The sequence below is a fragment of the Methylobacterium sp. 88A genome, from assembly GCF_000376345.1.
Lineage (GTDB): Bacteria > Pseudomonadota > Alphaproteobacteria > Rhizobiales > Beijerinckiaceae > Methylobacterium > Methylobacterium bullatum.
On record NZ_AQVT01000001.1, the window covers coordinates 1,419,412 to 1,440,401 of the forward strand.

Annotated in this window: 20 protein-coding genes; 11 read left to right on the forward strand and 9 right to left on the reverse strand. The window is 65.6% G+C overall.

The window, feature by feature from the left end; genetic code table 11:
- Positions 1 to 29: 29 nt before the first annotated feature.
- The 3 genes from A3OM_RS0106840 to A3OM_RS25760 all read right to left on the reverse strand — a co-directional run bounded on the left by A3OM_RS0106840 (position 30) and on the right by A3OM_RS25760 (position 2,276).
- Positions 30 to 902, reverse strand: a complete 873-nt coding sequence (locus A3OM_RS0106840; RefSeq protein ID WP_043764308.1) for a tetratricopeptide repeat protein — start codon at positions 900 to 902, stop codon at positions 30 to 32.
- 585 nt (positions 903 to 1,487) lie between these two features.
- Complete coding sequence (locus A3OM_RS25755) at positions 1,488 to 1,634, reverse strand: hypothetical protein (protein WP_157196450.1); 147 nt, start codon at positions 1,632 to 1,634, stop codon at positions 1,488 to 1,490.
- 414 nt (positions 1,635 to 2,048) lie between these two features.
- On the reverse strand, positions 2,049 to 2,276 hold the full coding sequence (locus tag A3OM_RS25760; RefSeq protein ID WP_157196451.1) for a hypothetical protein: 228 nt from the start codon (positions 2,274 to 2,276) through the stop codon (positions 2,049 to 2,051).
- A 959-nt stretch (positions 2,277 to 3,235) separates the two neighbouring features.
- Here A3OM_RS25760 and A3OM_RS0106850 point away from each other — a divergent pair.
- Positions 3,236 to 3,991 carry a helix-turn-helix domain-containing protein gene (locus A3OM_RS0106850; RefSeq protein ID WP_198290812.1) on the forward strand — a complete coding sequence of 252 codons (756 nt, stop codon included), beginning with the start codon at positions 3,236 to 3,238 and terminating at the stop codon, positions 3,989 to 3,991.
- A gap of 7 nt (positions 3,992 to 3,998) precedes the next feature.
- Here A3OM_RS0106850 and A3OM_RS0106855 read toward each other — a convergent pair whose 3' ends face one another.
- From A3OM_RS0106855 to A3OM_RS0106865, 3 genes are all read right to left on the reverse strand, one after another.
- Positions 3,999 to 5,093 carry a 5-(carboxyamino)imidazole ribonucleotide synthase gene (locus A3OM_RS0106855; RefSeq protein WP_043764508.1) on the reverse strand — a complete coding sequence of 365 codons (1,095 nt, stop codon included), beginning with the start codon at positions 5,091 to 5,093 and terminating at the stop codon, positions 3,999 to 4,001.
- A 5-nt stretch (positions 5,094 to 5,098) separates the two neighbouring features.
- Positions 5,099 to 5,596, reverse strand: coding sequence for a 5-(carboxyamino)imidazole ribonucleotide mutase (gene purE / locus A3OM_RS0106860; RefSeq protein ID WP_018042996.1), 498 nt, complete (start codon positions 5,594 to 5,596; stop codon positions 5,099 to 5,101).
- Positions 5,597 to 5,779: 183 nt separating this feature from the next.
- Positions 5,780 to 5,998, reverse strand: a complete 219-nt coding sequence (locus A3OM_RS0106865) for a DUF465 domain-containing protein (RefSeq protein ID WP_018042997.1) — start codon at positions 5,996 to 5,998, stop codon at positions 5,780 to 5,782.
- Positions 5,999 to 6,220: 222 nt separating this feature from the next.
- Between A3OM_RS0106865 and A3OM_RS0106870 the strand changes: the two genes are divergently transcribed.
- From A3OM_RS0106870 to A3OM_RS0106885, 4 genes are all read left to right on the forward strand, one after another.
- Complete coding sequence (locus A3OM_RS0106870; RefSeq protein ID WP_018042998.1) at positions 6,221 to 6,403, forward strand: DUF465 domain-containing protein; 183 nt, start codon at positions 6,221 to 6,223, stop codon at positions 6,401 to 6,403.
- Positions 6,404 to 6,583: 180 nt separating this feature from the next.
- Entirely contained in the window at positions 6,584 to 8,527 is a 1,944-nt protein-coding gene (locus A3OM_RS0106875; protein ID WP_018042999.1) for a propionyl-CoA synthetase, read from the forward strand.
- Between the two features lie 164 nt (positions 8,528 to 8,691).
- Entirely contained in the window at positions 8,692 to 9,810 is a 1,119-nt protein-coding gene (locus tag A3OM_RS0106880; RefSeq protein WP_018043000.1) for an NADH:flavin oxidoreductase/NADH oxidase, read from the forward strand.
- Between the two features lie 20 nt (positions 9,811 to 9,830).
- Positions 9,831 to 10,187, forward strand: a complete 357-nt coding sequence (locus A3OM_RS0106885) for a hypothetical protein (protein WP_018043001.1) — start codon at positions 9,831 to 9,833, stop codon at positions 10,185 to 10,187.
- Between the two features lie 10 nt (positions 10,188 to 10,197).
- Here the strand turns inward: A3OM_RS0106885 and A3OM_RS0106890 are convergent, their stop codons facing one another.
- Positions 10,198 to 10,959 carry a phosphodiester glycosidase family protein gene (locus tag A3OM_RS0106890; protein ID WP_085984214.1) on the reverse strand — a complete coding sequence of 254 codons (762 nt, stop codon included), beginning with the start codon at positions 10,957 to 10,959 and terminating at the stop codon, positions 10,198 to 10,200.
- 224 nt (positions 10,960 to 11,183) lie between these two features.
- Between A3OM_RS0106890 and A3OM_RS0106895 the strand changes: the two genes are divergently transcribed.
- Both A3OM_RS0106895 and A3OM_RS0106900 read left to right on the forward strand, forming a co-directional pair.
- Positions 11,184 to 11,651 (forward strand): hypothetical protein, encoded by a 468-nt coding sequence (locus A3OM_RS0106895; RefSeq protein WP_026175791.1) that lies wholly within the window; start codon positions 11,184 to 11,186, stop codon positions 11,649 to 11,651.
- A gap of 372 nt (positions 11,652 to 12,023) precedes the next feature.
- Positions 12,024 to 13,691, forward strand: coding sequence for a calcium-binding protein (locus A3OM_RS0106900; RefSeq protein ID WP_018043004.1), 1,668 nt, complete (start codon positions 12,024 to 12,026; stop codon positions 13,689 to 13,691).
- Between the two features lie 167 nt (positions 13,692 to 13,858).
- On the opposite strand, the gene A3OM_RS0106905 is transcribed toward A3OM_RS0106900, so the two are convergent.
- Positions 13,859 to 14,263: a DUF4174 domain-containing protein gene (locus A3OM_RS0106905; RefSeq protein WP_018043005.1), complete on the reverse strand. Its 405-nt coding sequence runs from the start codon at positions 14,261 to 14,263 to the stop codon at positions 13,859 to 13,861.
- A gap of 179 nt (positions 14,264 to 14,442) precedes the next feature.
- Here A3OM_RS0106905 and A3OM_RS0106910 point away from each other — a divergent pair, with 179 nt between their 5' ends.
- Positions 14,443 to 15,459, forward strand: a complete 1,017-nt coding sequence (locus tag A3OM_RS0106910; RefSeq protein ID WP_026175792.1) for an NADP-dependent oxidoreductase — start codon at positions 14,443 to 14,445, stop codon at positions 15,457 to 15,459.
- Between the two features lie 181 nt (positions 15,460 to 15,640).
- Complete coding sequence (gene ssb, locus A3OM_RS0106915) at positions 15,641 to 16,198, forward strand: single-stranded DNA-binding protein (protein ID WP_026175793.1); 558 nt, start codon at positions 15,641 to 15,643, stop codon at positions 16,196 to 16,198.
- Positions 16,199 to 16,449: 251 nt separating this feature from the next.
- Here ssb and A3OM_RS0106920 read toward each other — a convergent pair whose 3' ends face one another.
- Entirely contained in the window at positions 16,450 to 17,142 is a 693-nt protein-coding gene (locus A3OM_RS0106920) for an HAD-IA family hydrolase (protein ID WP_018043007.1), read from the reverse strand.
- A gap of 127 nt (positions 17,143 to 17,269) precedes the next feature.
- On the opposite strand from A3OM_RS0106920, the gene A3OM_RS0106925 reads away from it, so the two are divergent.
- Complete coding sequence (locus tag A3OM_RS0106925; RefSeq protein ID WP_026175794.1) at positions 17,270 to 17,644, forward strand: YciI family protein; 375 nt, start codon at positions 17,270 to 17,272, stop codon at positions 17,642 to 17,644.
- Between the two features lie 359 nt (positions 17,645 to 18,003).
- Positions 18,004 to 20,760, forward strand: a complete 2,757-nt coding sequence (gyrA, locus tag A3OM_RS23605) for a DNA gyrase subunit A (protein ID WP_018043009.1) — start codon at positions 18,004 to 18,006, stop codon at positions 20,758 to 20,760.
- Positions 20,761 to 20,990: the final 230 nt, after the last annotated feature.

A 20,990-nucleotide genomic window follows, 5' to 3' on the forward strand; every position in this document is an offset into this window, starting at 1 on the left:
TGAAGCCGCGGCGTAACCTTAGCGACGGATCAGTTGAACAGCGATCCGACACCGCCCGAGACGCGTCCCAGCCCCTGCTTGGCCACGGGGTTGCCCGGTTCGAGCTGGGCGGCGCGCTGATAGCTCTCCATCGCCTCCTTCTTGCGGTTCGTCTTCTCGTAGGCGAGGCCGCGATAGGCCCAGGAGCTGGCGTCCTTGTTGTTGACGTTGAGGGCCGCGTTGTAATCCTCGATCGCCTTGTCGAACTGGTTCGTGGCGATGAGGCTCTGGCCCCGCGCGGCGTAGGGCGCCGCCACGAAGGGATTGCGGTCGATGGCGGCATCGAAATCGCCAATGGCCTGGGTGTTCTGGCCCTGGCGCTGACGCACGAGGCCGCGCGCATGGTAGGCCTCGGCCGATTCCGGCGTCAGGCGGATCGCCTGGTTGAGATCCGACATCGCACCGTCGAGATCGCCCTGGGCACGCAGCACGTTGGCGCGACCGATATAGGCGGGACCGTAGTTGGAATCGGCCGAGATGGCCTTCGAGAAGTCGGCGAGTGCCCCATCGTTGCGGCCGGTCTGGCGGTAGGCCAGCGCCCGGTTGTAGTAGGCGGAGGCCGAATTCGGATCGATCTGGACGGCCTTCGTGAAATCGCCGATGGCGTCGTTGAACTGGCCCGAGCGGGCATAGGCCGCGCCGCGGGTGACGTAGGCGCCGGCATCGTTGGGATTACGCTGGATCACCTCGGTGAGCGAGGCGATGTTGACGCTGGTGGCACCCGTGGCGTCGCTCTCGACCACGGCGAACTGGCGCGTCGCCGAAGCCCCGCCACCGCCATAGGTCTCACACCCGGCCAAAGCCGCCGCGATCGCTACGGCCCCGACCAGACCCGCCTTCGCACGCGGCACTACAAACGTCATTGCCCCTCTCCCCTCGGGATCGCCATGCCCCCCGAGGCACGCTCCCGTCCGCTGCAATCGATCATCCCATCCACCATGGCGCCTCGAAGCGCTTCGGATGCCGGACAGGACGACGAGTGCCGGCACAGTCTCGCATCGCGGTGAACACGCGCTTAAAACCCGCCGGCTCACCCGCTGAAGCGGCGCGATGTGGCGAAGGTAAGGCTCGCTTCCGCGCGGGGTCGCGAAGGCCGTCCGGCAGGTCACGGCGAGGACAGACTGTGTCCGACAAGACGCAGTTTCGACGCCCTACACGATGACCCTGGAGGTTATCCCGCCATGGCTCGACCGGCCGTCTCAGACAGACGCCCGGCGTCCAGATCGAAGATTCGCGAGCCCGGCCGACGAGGCGACACCTCTGGCTCGAACACCCAAGGCTGAGGAAACCCAGCGGGATCCGCCCGGCGCAATGCATCCATTGAGCGGATTGGCGATGGAGGACGAGTCCACGGAACGGGGCAGGGCAAGGCCAGCGAATCCTTGCGGCCCTTGCCCTTGCCCTTGCCCCCCCGGATCAGCACGCCGGCCCGATACAACCGGCTCGCCCTATCGCGTCTTTATTTCCTGCTGGATATCGGTGAGCGCACGCTCCGAATGTTCGGCCAGAATACTTTTGACCGATACCGGCGTCGCGGCCCATGCCACCGCCGCCAAGAACACCATCGCCGCAATCGCGTAGGCAAACGTTTCCATGATCCCGAGCCAGCCCAACAGCAACGGGACGAGGCTGATGACGAAGGCTGCTCCAACATTCTTCGATATTTAGAGTATCGATACGAAACAAATGAGTCCCAGAGCTATTGGTTTGGCGAATGCGACGATTGTCCGTTCCACGGCGAGGTCCCTCGAATAAGATAGTTTATTGGCAAACTCATCTGATATGAGCCCTGAAACCCAGCCTTCAGCGGCCACAACGCGACAATACGAGATGTTCCGTTAAATGTCCGTGAAATAAATTGTATTCACTTAAGAATCTCAAGATTCACCAAAGATAACGCCAAGCGTCTCCGGTTTCGATACCAGTATGTATGCACTAGTGCCCCTGACGTCGCCGACATACGAATCACCTTCGACAGACGAATCAGGTGGCCCAAGGTCGAGAGTGGTCTAGTAATGGCCTGATTGTCTCGATGTCTCGATCTGACCGATCAGATCCATGACTTCTTCAGGCGGTTGATTGACGTTGCTGGATATCGGTTTCACAGCACCTGCGGCCCCGGAATGTCCGGCATATCTGATCCGTGAGCCGGAACCGGACGCAGTTACATCAATTAGAAGAGACGTATTGACGTAAATTTCTTGACCAGATCCCTTGGTGAGCTTGATCCAAGCCATGGAACTTCTCCTGTTCATGCTGCTATTTCAAGTTGAACTTTGTTTTGTCGCCAGTCTCACTGATGGCGCGACGACGATGCTCGATCAGTATTTGTCCATGTCATGTGGATCGACATCTCAACGATGACGATCGCGGAAGGCAACTCGGCGACTGAACGACCGATGTCTTGCAGTATTCCCCACCATCTCGCGAGAGGTGAAACGAACTATACAGCGCAAGACTCGCTTGGTGACTTCGATAGCAGATCAATAATAGAAAATTGCTATACAATACAACCAGAGTTATCATTCTCAATAAAAATAGTCACTTTATTAGTACAACCCGCAATTGCATAACGTTATATAGAAATAAGTCTTGTTATAGAAAGAAAAATACCGTTCTATTATAAGAAACATACCATTCGATATGATCACAGCATTTAGGAAACATTGGAGGAAATACTTATTACTTTCAATCATCATAGATGGCGCAACGTGCGGGCTGCGCCAATGGAAATACCCGCATCGAGCGGATTGGGTCAACGTTCAGAAATTGTCTCTCCGTCCCAAAATCATGGTTCCGGATGCAGCGGCGCGACAGGCCGCTGCATACTTACGCAGTCTACCACAAGACTTCATCAGTGAACCAACAGCGCCATCGAATGTTGTTGGGTCGGCTGACGATTACGCTCGTGACGTCGGCACGAGGTGATGCGCCCCTCCACGCGCGCGTCGGGCGCCGGCCATGAGTTCCCCTCGAACGAGACCAGGAGTAGTGCGTGTTTCCCCCCGCGAAGGTGCTCACGGTTGTCGAAACGACGAAGCACGTCGAGCCTGTTCGAGCCTTCGAATTCTGGCGAAACACCGCGTTGAAGAATCTCGGCATCGTGGATCGGCCGAACCCCCACGAAGCATTTTCCGCCAACCGGTTGGCCGCCCTTTCAGCGCACACGACGTTGCTTCTCACGGAGAGCAGCCCGGTGAGCGTCGAGGGCGATCTACGCCATATCCGGCGGGCCGGCCGCGACGAGGTCGTCGTCAGCTTCTTCCTGTCGGGGCATGGCTACTTGGAACAGGGCAGTTGCGGTCATGTGGTCGGTGTGGGGGATATCGGCTTCATGAGGCTCGACCGCCCCTTTGCCGTGGGAGGTCTGTCGCCGTATCGGGAGCTCCGTTTCAGCGTCCCTCGCGTGAATTTCGAGGCACGGGTCGGGAACGCCGACGCCCTGACCGGCCGTCGCATCCGCGCGAGTCCCTCCACCGAGTTGCTGACGACCTACATGCACGACGTCGCGCGATCTGCCACGGGGATGTCGGAGGCCGAAGCCGGGCTCGCGGTCGAGGGCGCGCTTCACATCGTGCGCGCGCTCGTCGGAGCTCGGGACGATGGGGATCGGGCTTCGTCCGAGGTACTCCGGTCTCTCGCGCGCGTGCACATCGAACGGCATTCGCATGACGCGTCGTATGGGCCTCGAGCGATGGCCGCGGCGCTCAACGTCTCCCGCTCGAAACTCTATCGTGCCTTCGCCGACGGCGAAGGGATCGCCGCCGAGATCCGCGATGCCCGGCTGGACCGCATCCATCGCTGGCTGACATCGGCCTCCAACGACCGCACGCCCATCAACGTCCTGATGCATGCCTGCGGCTTCACCGATGCACCCGGCTTCAGCAAGGCTTTCAAGCGGCGGTTCGGCATGTCGGCGAAGGACGACGTCCGCGCCCTCCGGCAGGGTTGAGCCGTCCTCACGAAGCCGGGATCACCCGCGTGACATGGCCCATCTTGCGGCCCGGCCGGGCGTCGCCCTTGCCGTAGAGGTGGAGATGCGCGCCGGGTTCCGCGAGGAGAGACGGCCAGGCGTCGATATCGTCGCCGATCAGGTTCCGCATCTCCACGGAGGCGCCGGCGACGCGCGAAGCATCGCCAAGGGGCCAGCCGCAGACGGCGCGGACATGCTGGGCGAATTGCGAGGTCACGGCGCCCTCGATTGTCCAGTGACCGGAATTGTGCACCCGCGGCGCGATCTCGTTGACGATCAGACGCTCGCCGGCCTCGTCGCGCACCAGGAACATCTCGACGGCGAGGATCCCGACATAATCCAGCGCCTCGGCGATCCGGCGGGCGATCTCCACCGCAATCCGGGCGGTCTCCTCCGACAGGTTCGGGGCCGGCACGCGGGTGAGGGCCAGGATATGATCGCGGTGCTCGTTCTCGCACAGGTCGAAGGCCGCGAAGCTCCCGTCGGGGGACCGCGCCGCCACCACCGAAACCTCGCGCTCGAACGGCACGAACCCTTCGAGGATCAGCGGCGCGCCACCGAACTCGGCGAAGATCGCGTTCCGGTCGCCCTCTTCGGCGGTGCGGATGATGCGCTGGCCCTTGCCGTCATAGCCGAAGCGGCGCGTCTTCAGCACGGCCGGCAGGCCGATCGCCTCCAGCGCACGGGCGAGGTCGTCCGGCGTGTCCACCTGCCGGAACGGCGCGGTGGCGATGCCGAGGCCGTTGATGAAGCTCTTTTCGGAGAGCCTGTCCTGCGTGGTGGACAATGCGTCGGCGCTGGGACGAAGGGGCGCGTGGCGCGCCAGCAGGTCGGCGGTCTCGCGCGGGATGTTCTCGAACTCGTAGGTCACGGCATCGACGCTCGCCGCGAAGCGGGCGAGCGCCTCGGCATCGTCATAGGCGGCGCAGGTCGTCTCGGCCGCGACATCGAAGGCCGGGCTCGCCGCATCGGGAGCGTAGACATGGACCTTGAGGCCGTAATTGGCCGCGGCCAGCGCGATCATACGGCCGAGCTGGCCGCCGCCGACGATGCCGAGGGTGGAACCGGGCGCGAGGGACATGTCGGTCACGGAATCTGTGTCTCCGGCCTCTCGGCCACGGATGCGGTCTGCGCGGCCCGCCACGCATCGAGGCGCTCGGCGAGGGCGGTGTCGGTCAGCGCCAGGACGGCGGTGGCGAGGAGGGCCGCGTTGACGGCTCCGGCCCGGCCGATGGCGAGGGTGCCCACGGGAATGCCGGCCGGCATCTGCACGATGGAGAGCAGGCTGTCCTGGCCGGACAGGGCTTTCGATTCCACCGGAACGCCGAAGACCGGCAGCGGGGTCATGGATGCGGTCATGCCGGGCAGATGCGCGGCCCCGCCAGCGCCGGCGATCACGACCTTGTAGCCCGCCTGCTTCGCACCCTTGGCGAAGGCGACGAGGCGATCCGGCGTGCGATGGGCGGAGACGATGAACGCCTCGTGCGGCACGCCGAGGGCGTCGAGGGTGTCGGCGGCGTGCTGCATGGTCGCCCAGTCCGACTGGCTTCCCATGATGATCGCGACCGGGGGCGCTCCCGCCATCGTCGTCACTTCCTTCCCGAGACGATCGCGGTCGCCTGGTCTGCTTGGCCGGGTTCAGGCCATGTCTTCGTGGCGGCGCGATCCCGGGACGCGATCCTGCACCCGGACCGTGCCGCATACGCGGGCGGGCGACCGCCCGCAAGACGGTGCCCGGGCCAATCCTGTGATCAAGGCAAACCGAAGCTAGGCGATGATGTCGGGCGTGATCTGGTCTTCCAGATAGGAAATCCGGTCCCGCAGGCCGAGCTTGCGCCGCTTGAGGCGCTGGATCTGCAGCTGGTCGCCGGCGACGCTCAGTTCCAATGCGTCGATGGCCCCGTCGAGGTCGCGGTGCTCCTGGCGGAGCCGCGCCAGTTCCTCGACGAATTCCGCCGTCCCGTTATCCTCGAACTCGCCCGCCATCGCACCTGCAGCCTCGACACGCACCGTCCCGAAACCATGCGGCACAGGCGCTCTTGCGGCAAGACGATGCCCGCAATTGGCTCTGGAAGACGCTTCTTCCATCGGGGAGGGCTCCGGCGATCGTGATTAACCAATGTTGCCCCGAGGGCCGATTTCGGTTTCGACAGCCGGCTCATACTGTGCCAATCTGCCTGAGTCGGAACGAGACAGGAGAAACGACTCATGTCGCTGCAGACGCATCTGAGCCAGCTCGCCCTCAAGCACGAAGCCCTCGAGCGGGAAATCCACTCCGCGATTCAAAGCCCTTCCGAGAACGATCTACGGATCGCGGAATTGAAGCGACGCAAACTTCACCTGAAGGACGAGATCAATCGGCTTCGTGCCGAAACGGACTCGGTGCACTAGCCAGCTCCCCATCATTCCCTTTCCTTGATTGACCTTCGCCGCCGCGCTGCCCAGCGCGGCGGTTTTCGTTTGCGCCGTCACCCCTTGTATCTTCGTCCCTTGTATCGTCATGGGCAGGTTGGGCTACATTCCCCCGCAGATGCCGGCATCCTCAGACCGGCCGGCCGGGAACGAACCGCCATGCAGGCCGCTGCGACACCTCCCGATTCGACCGAAGGGACGGACGCCTACCGCCCGATCCACGCGGCGTCCCTCGCCGATCCCGAAGGGTTCTGGCTGAAGGCCGCCGCCGCCCTCGACTGGGAGACCGCTCCCTCCCGCGCCTTCGACCCGGAGGCCGGCGCGTATGGACGCTGGTTCCCCGACGCGACGCTGAACGCCTGCCACAATGCCGTAGACCGCCACGTGGCGATGGGGCGGGGCGAGCAGGCGGCGATCCTGTACGATTCGCCCGTCACGGGCACGAAGCGGACGATCAGCTACGCGGCCTTGCGCGACGAAGTGGCGACGCTCGCCGGCATCCTCTCGCTGCTCGGCGTGGAGAAGGGCGACCGGGTCGTCATCTACATGCCGATGATTCCCGAAGCCCTGTTCGGGATGCTCGCCTGCGCGCGCCTCGGCGCGGTCCACTCCGTGGTGTTCGGCGGGTTCGCCGCCAACGAACTCGCCATCCGCATCACGGACGCCGCCCCGAAGGTGGTGCTCGCCGCCTCCTGCGGCATCGAGCCGAGCCGGATCGTGCCGTACAAGCCGCTCCTCGACGCGGCCATCGCGGCCTCGCCGCACAAGCCGGACGCCTGCCTCATCCTCCAGCGCCCGCAGGCCGAGGCGGGCCTGGTGGAGGGGCGGGACCGCGACTGGGCCGAGACCGTGGCCCGGGCGAAGGCCGCCGGGATCAGCGCCGATTGCGTCCCCGTCGCGGCCACCGACCCGCTCTACATCCTCTATACCTCGGGCACGACGGGCAAACCCAAGGGCGTGGTGCGCGATACCGGCGGCTACTGCGTCGCGCTGTCGTGGTCGATGCCCAACCTCTACGACGTGAAACCGGGCGAGGTGTATTTCTGCGCCTCCGACATCGGCTGGGTGGTGGGCCATTCCTACATCGTCTACGCGCCGCTGCTGCACGGCTGCACCACCGTTCTCTACGAGGGCAAGCCGGTGGGGACACCCGATGCCGGGGCGCTCTGGCGGGTGGCCGCGGAATACGGCGTCGCCTGCCTGTTCACGGCGCCCACGGCCCTGCGCGCGATCAAGAAGGACGACCCGCGCGCCGAACTCGTCGCCTCCTACGACCTCTCCGGCTTCCGCTCCCTCTTCCTCGCCGGCGAGCGGGCCGACCCGGATTCCGTGGCCTGGGCCGAGCGGGCGCTGGACCGGCCGGTGATCGACCATTGGTGGCAGACGGAGACCGGCTGGGCCATCGCCGGCAATCCGGTGGGTGTCGGCATGCTGCCGGTGAAGCATGGCAGCGCCTGCGTGCCGATGCCGGGCTACGACCTCGCGGTGCTCGACGAGGCCGGCAAGCCGCTGCCGCCCGACACGATGGGCACCATCGCCCTGCGGCTCCCGCTGCCGCCCGGCTGCCTGCCGACCCTGTGGGGTTCGGACGAGCGTTTCCGCCAGAGCTACCTCACCACCTATCCGGGCTGGTACGACACCTCGGATGCCGGGATCGTCGACGCGGACGGCTACGTCACGGTGCTGGGGCGCACCGACGACATCATCAACGTCGCCGGGCACCGGCTCTCCACCGGGGGCATGGAGGCGGTTCTGGCCGCCCATCCCGATGTCGCCGAATGCGCCGTCATCGGCATCCGCGATGCGCTGAAGGGCGAACAGCCCTGCGGCTTCGTGGTGTTGAAATCCGGCGTCTCCCGCGACACCGCCGAGATCGAGCGCGAACTCGTCGCCTCCATCCGCGAGCGCATCGGCCCCGTGGCGGCGTTCAAGCTCGCGCTCACCGTGGCACGGCTGCCCAAGACCCGCTCGGGCAAGATCCTGCGCGGCACCATGAAGAAGATCGCCGACGGCGAAGCCTGGACCACCCCGCCCACCATCGACGACGCCGCCGTGCTGGACGAGATCGGCGAGAGCTTGAAGGGGAGGGGGATCGGGGGGTGAGCGTTCCCTCCCTCGACCGGTGCAGCTCCAGCGGAACCCGATCCGGGGGCCAGCTATAAAGAGATGCGTAGCGCCATGGAAACGCGGATACGGAGCCGTCCATCCCTGGCGCGGGCGACTCAGGTGCTCCATCTAGGCTGTCAGCCGAAGACCGGAGCCCGCACATGACCGCACGCCTGTTCGAGCCTCTGTCCCTCGATGGCCTGACGCTGCCCAACCGCATCATCGTCGCCCCCATGTGCCAGTATTCGGCCCATGCGGGACAGGCGGGCGATTGGCACCTGATGCATCTGGGGCAGCTCGCCATGTCGGGCGCGAGCCTGCTGACGCTGGAGGCCACCGCGATCTCGCCGGAGGCGCGGATCTCGCCCACCGATCTCGGCCTCTACTCGGATGAGACAGAGCTGGCGCTGGGCCGGGTGCTCGATGCGGTGCGGCTCCGTGCGCCGATCCCCATCGCGATCCAGATCAACCATGCCGGCCGCAAGGCCTCGAGCCGTGCGCCCTGGGACGGCGGCTCGCAGATCGATCCCCAGGCGCCCGAAGGCTGGCGCACGGAGGCGCCGTCGGCCATCGCCCATGGCGAGGGCGAGGTGCCGCCCCATGCCCTCGATGCGGAGGGGTTGAAGCGCATCCGTGACGGGTTCGTGGAGACGGCCAAGCGCGCGTTGCGCATCGGGATCGACGGGTTCGAACTCCACGGCGCCCACGGCTACCTGCTGCACCAGTTCCTCTCGCCGCTCTCCAACCAGCGCACGGACGATTACGGCGGCAGCCTCGCGAACCGGATGCGCTTTCCGCTGGAATGTTTCGAGGCGGTGCGCGAAGTCGTGCCGGCGGGCAAGCCGGTCTGGATGCGGGTCTCGGCCACCGACTGGGTCGAGGGCGGCTGGACGCTCGACGAGACGGTGGAACTGGCCCATGCGCTCAAGCGGCGCGGATCGGCGGCGATCCACGTCTCCACCGGGGGCCTCTCCACCCGCCAGGAGATCCCGCTCTCGCCCGGCTATCAGGTTCCCTTCGCCGAGCGGGTGAAGGCCGAGACCGGGCTCACCACCATCGCGGTCGGTCTCATCACCGAGGCGGCCCATGCGGAATCGATCCTGGCCGAGGGCAAGGCCGACGCGGTCTCGCTCGCCCGCGCCATGCTGTACGATCCGCGCTGGCCGTGGCATGCGGCGGCCGAGCTCGGCGCCCAGGTGAGTGCGCCCAAGCAGTACTGGCGCTGCCAGCCGCGCCAGTTCAAGACCCTGTTCCGCGATACCCAGTTCGGGCAACGCTGACCCGATTTCAGGCAAAGACAATGGACGACGACATCACGACGATCACGGTGCAGCGCGTCCGCTACGACGAGGAGAACGGCATCAGCCTGATCTCCGGCGCGGACGACGAGGAGGAACCCGCCGGCTATTTCATCATCCAGATCGAGAAGGGCGACCCGGACGGGCCGCTCATCGAGATCTTCGGCGAGGATCTCACCCAGTCCGACGGGGTGACGGCTTTGGAGATCGGCGTGCGCCACCTGCTCTTCAGCTTCGAGCCGACGAGCCTCATCGGGGCGGAGATGCCGATGGTGCGGATCGAATCGATGACGGAGATCGCCGAACTCGCAAAGGCGCGGCTCAGGGTCGCCTTCGGCAAGCGGGCACGGCTGGCCTGATCCGCCCGCCCTACTTCGCCACCGCCCCCACCAGCGGCCCCAACGGCCGGCTGATGTCCGACCGGTTGATACCCGGCGCGTAGAGGCTGGAGACGCTGCCGTCGAGGAACAGGGCGTTGGCGCAGCCGAGCGTGTCCTTGAACAGCCGCGCGAAGGAACCGAAGGTCACGGGGCGCTCGGAAATGGCGAAGATGGCGGTGCGGCCGTCGTCGCGGACGCCGACGCCGTTGCGGATCTTCTGGCTCGGCCCGTCGGTGGAGATCTTCGGGTGGATCTTGCCGTCGATCACCAGCATCGGCCCCGATTGGGTGGCGAAATCCGGCTTGATTTTCTGGCGCAGAAAGCGAGTCGTGTCGGCGACGCCGGCGCGCTCGCCTTTCACGTAGAAGATGCCATTGGGCTTGAGGTGGAAATTGCCCGGCCCGTTGGCGGTGGAGACGCCCTTCATCTCGCGGCCCTCCTCCACATAGAGGCCCACCGGCGCCTGGCCCTTGTCGTACATGCCGCCATTCATGGCGAAGCTGAGCTTGGGGCCGATCTTTTCCCCCAGCGTCGAGAGCGACGAATAGGGCAGACCGTCGGCGCCGAGCCAGAACACCCGCACCCGCTCGCGGCGCAGATCCACCGTGCAGACCGTGAAGGTCTCGCCCTCGGACTGAACCGCCTTGCACGGCGACGCGGCGGCGGGCGCGGCCCGCGCGGGCTGGGGAGCGAGACCCGCAGCGAACGCGAACAGCATGGCTCCGGCAAATGCGCGTCGCAGTGACATCATCGTTGAATCCCGAGGCGGAGCCATCATCTGCCCTCCCGTGCGGACGAGGTGGCGCGCGGTGTCCTCGCCCGAAACGGGAGGCGTTTTCAAGGCGTGCCGACCGCCGCTCTCACCGACCTGTGATCGGCCCAACGCGTGCGGGACAAAATGTGCCATGAACTGTTCATGGACCCTGGGTGTTCTATAACCACTGGGGACAAGAACCTGTCTTTGGAGACAAGACGATGAAACGCATTGTTCTGGCAGCGACCGCGATGGTCGGCGCTCTGGCGATGATCCCGGCGACGGCGGAAGCCCGCGGCGGCTGGGGTGGTGGTCACGGTGGTTGGCATGGCGGCCATGGTGGCTGGGGTGGACACGCCGGCGGTTTCCGCGGCTATGGAGGCGGTTTCCGTAGCGCGGGCTTCCGCGGCTATGGCGGCGGCTGGGGTGGACATCGCGGCTACGGCTGGCGCGGCGGTTACGGCCGCGGCTACGGTTACGGCCTCGGCGGTCTCGGCCTCGGTGTCGGCCTCGGCCTCGCCGCCGGCGGACTCTATGGCGGCTACGGTGGCTATGGCGGATACCCGGCCTATGGCTACGGCTATGCTCCTGCCGCCTACGGCGGATACGGTGGTGAATGCTACACCGTCCCGCGCACCCGCTGGACTCCCTACGGACCTCGCCGGATCCTGGTCGAGCGCTGCTACTGAACGGTTCCGCTCGATCCTGAGTATCAACAATGATCGGAAGGGGCCGCCTCAAGCGGCCTCTTTCTGTTTCTACGGTATCGCCGTTATCGGGGTCACAATGTTCACCCGACGATGCCCACGTGATTCCCGTGACGGACCATGCCTTCGTCGACGCGAGGGTTTGAGACGATGTGACGTCGACGCTATAGTCGCGGAACATCGCAGGCCGCCCTGCGAGCCTATCCCCCAGATGAGTGATGTGACCGTCCGTTTACCCTGGTAACGCTCACGCTGCCGACCGATGCAGTTCACCGTCGCGACATGTCCGGGGGATCCTTCGGCAGTCGGCAACAGCGGCGATCAGAGGTTGGCTTTGGGAAAAGGGGCGGGGCGATGGGCACACGATACGTCAGCGACAACATTGCCGCGGAGGCTGTCGGTGCGGCCGGTATCGAACTGTCGCCGGTTGCGACCGAACTGACCGATGTCGTCGTCCTCGACGGCATGATCACGTCGAGCTACGCCGAAGGCATACGCGGCCTCGGCAGCGACCACGACGTCATGCACAGAGGGTGGATCATTGCCGACACCGACGGGGTTCGCCTCGGCGACAACAGGGCCGTCGATCACGATCAGCGCGTCTGGATCTATTCCGGCGCCGAGATCGACGCCGTGAACGGAGCCGGCGTTTCGGTCACGGCCTATTCCAGCCTCGTCTACAACGACGGCGACATCGAAGGCCACCGGTACGGCATCCTCATGTCGGGCGTTTCGAAGGCGACCAAATCTACCATCGAGAACAAGGGCGACATCCTCGCCACGGATTACGGGATAGCTCATTCCCTTGCGGGGGGCGATACCGAAGGCCTAGTCGTAAAGAACACGGGCTCCATTGAGGGCAAGCAGTTCAGCTTCTATGGCGGCGACAACAACGTTGCCGCAGACCGGATCGTGAACAAGGGGACGATGATTGGTGACATCGCCCTGGGCGGCGGCAATGACGTCTACGAAGGACGCGATGGCAAGACGGTCGAGAGCATCGTCTACGGCGGCATTGGAGACGATCGTCTCTACGGGAGCCGGGATGAGGACACGTTCCACGGTGGAGACGGAAACGACTACCTCGATGGCGGTGCGGGCTCGGACCTCCTCGTCGGCGGCACGGGCGACGACACCTACGTGATCAGCATACCCGTCTACGAAAATAGAACCGATCCCGTTACCGGGGAGGTCATCCTTGCATTTTACGGCGATACCCTCGTCGAGGGCAGGAACGGCGGCATTGATACGATCCGGTCGAACATGAATGGCGATCTGGGCACGTTCGACAACATCGAGAACTTCGTCCTTACGGTGATCGCAAGAGGCGTGAGCTCGAGTATCGCCGGCAATGCACTGGCGAACAGCCTGACCGGCAACGACGATGCCAATGTAATCGATGGCCGCGCGGGCGCCGACGTGATGATCGGCCTCGGGGGCAACGATTCCTACACGGTCGATTCGACCGGCGACAAAGTCGTGGAGGCGACCAACGGCGGGACAGATTTGGTGACGTCGGCGGTAACCTTCTCCCTCGCCGGTCTGCAGATCGAGAAACTGACATTGGCCGGCATCGACAACATCAACGCGACCGGAAACTCGTTGGACAACTACATCGTGGGGAACGCCGGCAACAACATCATCAATGGGGGGGCGGGCTCCGATACGATCATTCTTTCAGGATCGGTGACGGATTCCGATACGATCGTGTTCAGCACCCTGCCGACGGCAACCAACATCGACTCAATCCTAGGCTTTCAAAGTCTTGCAGGAGCAGCGGGTGACGTCATTCACTTGGACGGCGACGTGTTCAATACCCTTCCAAAGGGGCAAGTTTCCGCCAGTACGTTTCAGATCGGGTCGAGCACGACAGCCGCCACCGCTGACATACGGCTGATCTACTCCACCAGCACGCGAACCTTGTACTACGACAAGGATGGGAGCGGCGCCGAGTCGGCAGTTGTGATCTCAAGCTTCAGCGGGGCCAGCCCCCTCCTGACGGACGATGTCTTCGTCATCTGACCTGAGTTGAACGACGGCCGGGGGCTGCAATCATCCGCAGACCGGATCGGGACACCATGCCGTCCCGATCCGCTTTCGCCGTGTCGATGCATCGACGAACAGACGTCTTCGCGCGAGTGAAGCAACCACGTCGCCCGTCCTGTCCTGAGCGTTTCATTGATCGGCCCTCACCGCCGGCCCTTCTCATCCCTCCGCATTGGCATGGCATCGATCATCGAGAACAGGCGGGTCGAAGGGATCGGTGCGGCCTCGGTGAGCTTCGCCTCGCCGTCCTTGCCCACCAGAACGACGCGGAAATCCCCCGCGCCGATTCCGAACCGATGACGGATGCGGTCCGCCTCGGCACCGGTCCCGATCGCTTCCACCAGAACGAGGTCGCGCTCGGCGTAATCCGCGCGTCTCACCCGCGCCTCGCGCCTCTGCGCCTCGACGCGCGGATCTCCGCCTTCCGGGGCCACGATGACGAGCACCCGCGACTTCCAGCGATGGGCGGCGAGGGGGTCGTCGGCCGAAGCCGGCGCTGCGAAGCCGGACATCGCGGCGATGGCGGCGAGGGGGAGCATGCGGGTCATCGAGACGGTCCTATCGGGACGGAGCGGGGGAGAAATCCTTGCGCGTCAACGCCGCTCGGCGCAGGCGGTGCCTCGGCCTCGTTGCTGGAACACCGGCGCCCGATCGGCCTTGTCGAGATGTCCCCTGAGACTGGAACGCCCGTCCAGAAGATCCTTCAACCCAACCGGAGCGTCAGATCATGGTCGCTATGAACCGCAGCATCGTCCTCGCCTCCCGCCCGCACGGAGAGCCGACGGCCGCGCATTTCCGGCTCGAGGAGAACCGCACCCCGACGCCGGGGGAGGGCGAAGTGCTGCTCCGCAACCGTCTCCTCTCCCTCGATCCCTACATGCGCGGACGGATGAGCGCGGCGAAATCCTATGCCGAACCCGTCGCCATCGGCGCGCCCATGGTCGGGGCCACCGTGTCGGAGGTCGCAGCCTCGCGGCATCCGGATTTCCATGAGGGCGACGTGGTCACCGGCTTCGGGGGCTGGCAGGACTTTGCCGTCTCCGATGGCCGTGGCCTGCGCAAGCTCGATCCCGAGGCGGCGCCGGTCAGCACGGCGCTCGGCGTCCTCGGAATGCCGGGCATGACCGCCTATACCGGCCTCCTCACCATCGGCCAGCCGAAGGCGGGGGAGACCGTGGTGGTCGCCGCCGCCGCCGGGCCGGTGGGCTCCCTCGTCGGCCAGATCGCGAAGCTGAAGGGCGCGCGCGCCGTCGGCATCGCGGGCGGCCCGGAGAAATGCGCCTACCTCACCGACGTGCTCGGTTTCGACGCGGCCGTCGACCATCGCACCGACGACCTGCCCGGCGCGCTCGCCGCCGCCTGTCCCGGCGGGATCGACGTGTATTTCGAGAATGTCGGCGGCCCTGTCTTCGACGCCGTGCTGCCCCTCCTCAACGACTTCGCCCGCATCCCCGTCTGCGGCCTCGTCTCGGGCTACAATCTCACCGAATTGCCGCCGGGACCGGACCGCAGCCCCGTCGTCATGCGCGCCATCCTGACCAAGCGCCTGACCCTGCGCGGTTTCATCGTGTGGGATTTCGCGGACCAGGAGGAGGAGTTCCTGAGCGAGGTCGGAACCTGGCTGCGGGATGGACGCATCCAGCACCGGGAAGACATCGTCGACGGACTGGAGGCGGCGCCGGAGGCCTTCATCGGGCTGCTGAAGGGCCGGAATTTCGGCAAGATGCTTGTGCGGATCGCGTGACGGCCAGGCGCGGGATCCTTGCGCGTCAAAACGAACAAAGATAGAACATGGGCCTGTGATCGGTGGGGACAAATTCGCCCTCCCGATTGCGGGCCGCCTGTCCGAAGTTCATGAAGGGCGAGCGGGACGGAGGGCGTGTGAGGCCCTTTCCGTCAGTGAGATCGATCGAGAGGAGAGCGGCATGGCCGGCAGCGTCAACAAGGTGATTTTGGTGGGCAATCTCGGGCGCGATCCCGAGACCCGGCGCCTCGCCTCCGGCGATCCCGTGGTCAACCTGCGCATCGCCACGTCCGAATCCTGGAAGGACAAGGCCTCGGGCGAGCGCAAGGAGAAGACCGAGTGGCACTCGGTGGTGATCTATAACGAGAACCTCGCCCGCGTGGCCGAGCAGTATCTGCGCAAGGGCTCGAAGGTCTATATCGAGGGCCAGCTCCAGACCCGGAAATGGGCGGACCAGTCCGGCGTCGAGAAATACACCACCGAGGTGGTGCTCCAGCGTTTCCGCGGTGAACTCACGCTCCTCGACGGTCGCAGCGGCGGCGGCGGAGAGATGGGCGCCGACGACGAGGGCGGCGGCCAGATCAGCCGCGGCGGCGATTACGGCGGCGGCCGTGGCGGGGACCGGGGTGGCGATCGCGGCGGGGAATACGGCGGCGGCCGTTCCTCGGGCGGCGAGCGTCGGCCGGCGGCGGCTTCGTCGAAGCCCAATTACGACCTCGACGACGATATCCCGTTCTAGGGATCTGCCGCTCCCGTCATCGGCATCCGACAGACGGGAAGCATTGTGTATCGGCCTCCACCAAGTCCGCTCACGGCTACGATAGTCACATATCTCGCGGACAGCGCGGGTCCCCTCTCCTGGAAGGAGAGGGCGTGCCGTTGCGCCTCATATCGCCCCCTCGTGAACCGAGGAACAGACGTCGAGCAGATGGGTGACTCCAGCAGCCGCTCATGGAGAGGACGGACGGGCTCCCTAATAGAGAACAGGCATCAGGCGTCGGGTTGCGACGGCGCGAGCCGCGCCATCGCCGATGCGACCTCCAGCAGGGTCTCCCCGGTCAGGTCCGGCGGCTCAAGTGCAGGGGAATACGGCACACCCCGAGCGACGTAGCCTGTCTTGAGGCCGGCGATCCTGGCGCCGTGGAGGTCCCAGGGGTGGGTTGCGATCATCGCCATGTCACCCGGAGAGAGGGCGGCGGCCCGCGTGGCGTGGCAATAGACCTCGGCGCGCGGCTTCGACAGCTTCACCTCCTCCACGGACAGAACCCGCTCCACGAGACCTTCCATGCCTGCCGCGCGGAGCAGTCCCGTCGTGGTGGCGGCCGCGCCGTTGCTCAGGGCGAAGACCCGGATGCCGGAATCGGCCAGAACCTCGAATGCCGCCTTGGCGTCCTCGTGCGGCGGAAGAGCCTTCATCATGCCGAGTACCGCATTCCTGTCCTCCGGCGAGGCGGAGAGGCCGTGCATGGCGAGCACCTCGTCCAGGCACCCCGACAGGACGGACTGGAACGGCGCGAAGGTGCCGGTGGCCGCCAGGGCGAACATGTCCCGCAGGCCGGCGGTGTAGAGGAAGTCCAGGGCGAGGGGCGGCAGGCCCATCGCCACCAGGGCGGGCCGCATCGGCTCCATGCTGAACACCGTACCGATGATGTCGAAAGCGACGGCTTTCGGGCGATTGAGCATGACGGTGCCCCTGTGGATCGATGCGGCGGGATCGATGATCTCGGGTAACCGGCCCAGCGGTCGGTGAGTTCACACGAACCACGTCTTCGTGCTTCCCTGGGCGCGATCGAGCAGGGGAGGCGAATCGATGCGCGTCATGGTTCTGGTCAAGGCGACCGCGGACAGCGAGGCGGGGATCATGCCCTCCCTCGACCTGCTCACCGCCATGGGCGAGTTCAACATGGAACTCGCCAAGGCGGGCATCCTCCTCGCCGGCGAGGGCCTGCACCCCTCCGCCAAGGGCAAGCAGGTTGCCTTAGACGGCGCCTCCCGCACCGTCAGCGACGGCCCCTTCGCCGAGACCGGGGAACTCGTCGCCGGCTTCTGGCTCTGGCAGGTGAAGGACATGGCGGAAGCGCTGGACTGGGTGAAGCGCTGTCCCAACCCGATGCCCGGCCCGAGCGAGATCGAGATCCGGCCGCTCTACGAGATGTCCGATTTTGCGGGCGCCGCGGCGGGGTGAGGGGCACGAGGCTCCGACCCCACCATTCTGGGCCACCTCGCGACACGCCGACAGCCCCCCGGATCGGGTTCCGCCGAGCCTCCACCCATCCGGGGAAGAGGCCTGGAAACGACGAGCGCTCATCCGCTGAAATCGGCATCGCAAGCGCTTGCGACGCATGGGCTTTGTCGATGTGGTCGCGACATGTCCGGCGGTGGCGTAGCGACACCGGATGGCGTATGACGGACGTCCGAGCCAGGACGTGACGCGGCCGGCCTTTTCGAGGTCACGCGGAACGTCCCGCCCCCCACTTTCCGTAGCGCCCGTCGCTCCACGCGGACCCGGCCCGCCGGGACCGTCACAGGCAGAGATCGAAGACCTTGGCAGAGAAAGACGATACCGGCGCCGGCGCGACGCCGCCCGCCTCGGACATCAAGCCCGTTTCCATCACCGACGAGATGCGCCGCTCCTATCTCGATTACGCCATGAGCGTGATCGTGAGCCGGGCTTTGCCCGACGCGCGGGACGGCCTGAAGCCGGTGCACCGGCGCATCCTCTACTCGGCCTATGAGAGCGGGCACCTGCCCGAGCGGAAATACGTCAAGTCGGCCCGCATCGTCGGTGACGTGATCGGTCTCTACCATCCGCATGGCGACCAATCGATCTACGACGCCTTGGTCCGCATGGCCCAGGACTTCTCGATGCGGCTCATGCTCATCGACGGGCAGGGCAATTTCGGCTCCGTGGACGGCGATCCGCCGGCGGCCATGCGCTACACCGAGTCGCGTCTGGCCAAGCCCGCCAACGCGCTGCTCGCCGACATCGACAAGAACACCGTCGACTTCCAGCCGAACTACGACGAGTCGCGCGAGGAGCCGAAGGTTCTGCCGGCGCGCTTCCCGAACCTCCTCGTCAACGGAGCGGGCGGCATCGCGGTGGGCATGGCCACCAACATCCCGCCGCACAATCTCGGCGAACTCATCGACGCCTGCATCGCCCTCATCGACGATCCGGGCCTTACCATCGAGCAGCTGACCGAATACGTCCCCGGCCCCGACTTCCCCACCGGCGGCTCGATCCTCGGCCGCGCCGGCGTGCGGCAGGCCTACGCCACGGGCCGCGGCTCGGTCATCATGCGGGCGAAGTCCCATGTGGAGGAGCTGCGCAAGGAGCGCGAGGCGCTGATCTTCACCGAGATCCCGTATCAGGTGAACAAGGCGACGCTCATGGAGAAGATCGCCGAGCTGGTGAAGGAGAAGCGCGTCGAGGGCATCTCCGACCTGCGCGACGAATCCGACCGCGACGGCATGCGCATCGTCATCGAGATCAAGCGCGATTCGATGGCCGACGTGGTGCTGAACCAGCTCTACCGCTTCACGCCGCTGCAATCCTCGTTCGGCTGCAACATGGTGGCGCTGAACGGCGGCCGCCCCGAATTGATGAACCTGAAGGACCTGCTCACGGCCTTCGTGGATTTTCGCGAGGAAGTCGTCTCGCGGCGGACCAAGTTCCTCCTCGGCAAGGCCCGCGAGCGCGCCCACGTGTTGTGCGGTCTCGCCATCGCGGTGGCCAATATCGACGAGGTCATCCGCCTCATCCGCACCTCGCCCGATCCGAACACCGCCCGCGAGGCGCTGATGGGCCGCCTCTGGCCGGCCCTCGACATCGCGCCGCTCATCGCCCTGGTGGACGATCCGCGCCACCGCGTGGACGAGAACGGCAATTACCGTCTCTCGGAAATCCAGGCCCGCGCCATCCTCGACCTGCGCCTGCAGCGACTCACGGCTCTGGGACGAGACGAGATCGGCGACGAGCTCCAGAAGCTCGCCGACGAGATCGCCGACTACCTCGACATCCTGCGCTCGCGCCTGCGCATCATGACCATCGTCAAGGACGAGCTGCGCGAAGTCCGCGAGGCCTACGCGACGCCGCGCAAGACCATGATCCTCGACTGGGATTCCAACGTCGAGGACGAGGACCTGATCCAGCGCGAGGACATGGTCGTCACCGTGTCCCATGCCGGCTACGTCAAGCGCGTGCCGCTCTCGACCTATCGGGCCCAGCGCAGGGGCGGCAAGGGCCGCTCCGGCATGTCCACCCGCGACGAGGATTTCGTCACCCGCCTGTTCGTGGCCAGCACCCACACGCCGGTCCTGTTCTTCTCGAACCAAGGGCAGGTCTACAAGGAGAAGGTCTGGCGCCTGCCGATGGCCGCGCCCAACGCGCGCGGCAAGGCGCTCGTCAACATCCTCGCCATGGATGCGGGCACGGAGCGCATCACCACGATCATGCCGCTGCCCGAGGACGAAGCGTCCTGGGAGACGCTCGACGTCATGTTCGCCACCGCCAGCGGCGGCGTGAGGCGCAACAAGCTCTCGGACTTCGTGCAGGTGAACCGCGCCGGCAAGATCGCCATGAAGCTCGATGAAGGCGACCACATCGTCCACGTGGAGATCTGCCGCGCGGATCAGAACGTCCTGCTCACCACACAGGCCGGCCAGTGCATCCGCTTCCCGGTGGAAGATGTCCGCGTCTTCAAGGGCCGCGATTCCACCGGCGTGCGCGGCATCAGCCTGGCGCAGGACGACCGCGTCATCTCGATGACGATCCTCAACAGCTTCGATGCGACGCCCGAGGAGCGGGGCGCCTTCCTGAAGATGCAGCGGGCCGTGATCGGCGACACCGAGGGCGGCGATGCCGATTCCGAGGACATCGCCACCGATGCGCCGCTTCTCTCCCAGGAGCGCTACGCCGAAATGGGCGCGGCCCAGCAATTCGTGCTCACCCTCTCCGAGCGCGGCTTCGGTAAGCGCAGCTCGTCCTTCGAGTATCGGATCTCGGGTCGCGGCGGCAAAGGCATCACCGCCATGCGGGTCAACCCGCGCAACGGCAACCTCGTCGCGTCTTTCCCGGTCCAGCCCTCCGACCAGATCATGCTGGTGACCAATGCCGGACAACTCATCCGTGTGCCGGTGGACGATATCCGCATCGTCGGCCGCGCCTCGCAGGGTGTCACGGTGTTCAACACCGAGAAAACCGAGCGCGTGGTCTCGGTCGAGCATATCGAGGGTGAAGGCGAAGGTGAGGACGATGCCGGAGAGGTGACGGCAATCGATCCCACGGGAGACGCCCCCTGAAAGAGGCCTTATTCCAACTGATCTGGAATCATTCGGAATCAGCCTGAAAACTTTCGACCCGAATGCCGGTCATGTCGCAAGACTTGGCCGGCATTCTCGTTTCGGTCACTGATCTTCGGTGTTGCAGCCAAGTCATATCCGGCGCCGCGGTGCACGGATAAGTTCGGCCCCAGAGAGATATCGCTCCATCGTCCGCGCCGGACCGAACGAGACGTTCGGCGCAGCGTGGA

Coding starts and splice junctions, on each gene's coding strand:
- A3OM_RS0106840 (WP_043764308.1), bottom strand. CDS start 902: ATGACGTTTGTAGTGCCGCGTGCGAAGGCGGGTCTGGTCGGGGCCGTA.
- A3OM_RS25755 (WP_157196450.1), bottom strand. CDS start 1,634: ATGGAAACGTTTGCCTACGCGATTGCGGCGATGGTGTTCTTGGCGGCG.
- A3OM_RS25760 (WP_157196451.1), bottom strand. CDS start 2,276: ATGGCTTGGATCAAGCTCACCAAGGGATCTGGTCAAGAAATTTACGTC.
- A3OM_RS0106855 (WP_043764508.1), bottom strand. CDS start 5,093: ATGTCCCTCGCGCCCGGTTCCACCCTCGGCATCGTCGGCGGCGGCCAG.
- purE (WP_018042996.1), bottom strand. CDS start 5,596: ATGGCGGGAGCGCCCCCGGTCGCGATCATCATGGGAAGCCAGTCGGAC.
- A3OM_RS0106865 (WP_018042997.1), bottom strand. CDS start 5,998: ATGGCGGGCGAGTTCGAGGATAACGGGACGGCGGAATTCGTCGAGGAA.
- A3OM_RS0106870 (WP_018042998.1), top strand. CDS start 6,221: ATGTCGCTGCAGACGCATCTGAGCCAGCTCGCCCTCAAGCACGAAGCC.
- A3OM_RS0106875 (WP_018042999.1), top strand. CDS start 6,584: ATGCAGGCCGCTGCGACACCTCCCGATTCGACCGAAGGGACGGACGCC.
- A3OM_RS0106880 (WP_018043000.1), top strand. CDS start 8,692: ATGACCGCACGCCTGTTCGAGCCTCTGTCCCTCGATGGCCTGACGCTG.
- A3OM_RS0106885 (WP_018043001.1), top strand. CDS start 9,831: ATGGACGACGACATCACGACGATCACGGTGCAGCGCGTCCGCTACGAC.
- A3OM_RS0106890 (WP_085984214.1), bottom strand. CDS start 10,959: ATGATGTCACTGCGACGCGCATTTGCCGGAGCCATGCTGTTCGCGTTC.
- A3OM_RS0106895 (WP_026175791.1), top strand. CDS start 11,184: ATGAAACGCATTGTTCTGGCAGCGACCGCGATGGTCGGCGCTCTGGCG.
- A3OM_RS0106900 (WP_018043004.1), top strand. CDS start 12,024: ATGGGCACACGATACGTCAGCGACAACATTGCCGCGGAGGCTGTCGGT.
- A3OM_RS0106905 (WP_018043005.1), bottom strand. CDS start 14,263: ATGACCCGCATGCTCCCCCTCGCCGCCATCGCCGCGATGTCCGGCTTC.
- A3OM_RS0106910 (WP_026175792.1), top strand. CDS start 14,443: ATGGTCGCTATGAACCGCAGCATCGTCCTCGCCTCCCGCCCGCACGGA.
- ssb (WP_026175793.1), top strand. CDS start 15,641: ATGGCCGGCAGCGTCAACAAGGTGATTTTGGTGGGCAATCTCGGGCGC.
- A3OM_RS0106920 (WP_018043007.1), bottom strand. CDS start 17,142: ATGCTCAATCGCCCGAAAGCCGTCGCTTTCGACATCATCGGTACGGTG.
- A3OM_RS0106925 (WP_026175794.1), top strand. CDS start 17,270: ATGCGCGTCATGGTTCTGGTCAAGGCGACCGCGGACAGCGAGGCGGGG.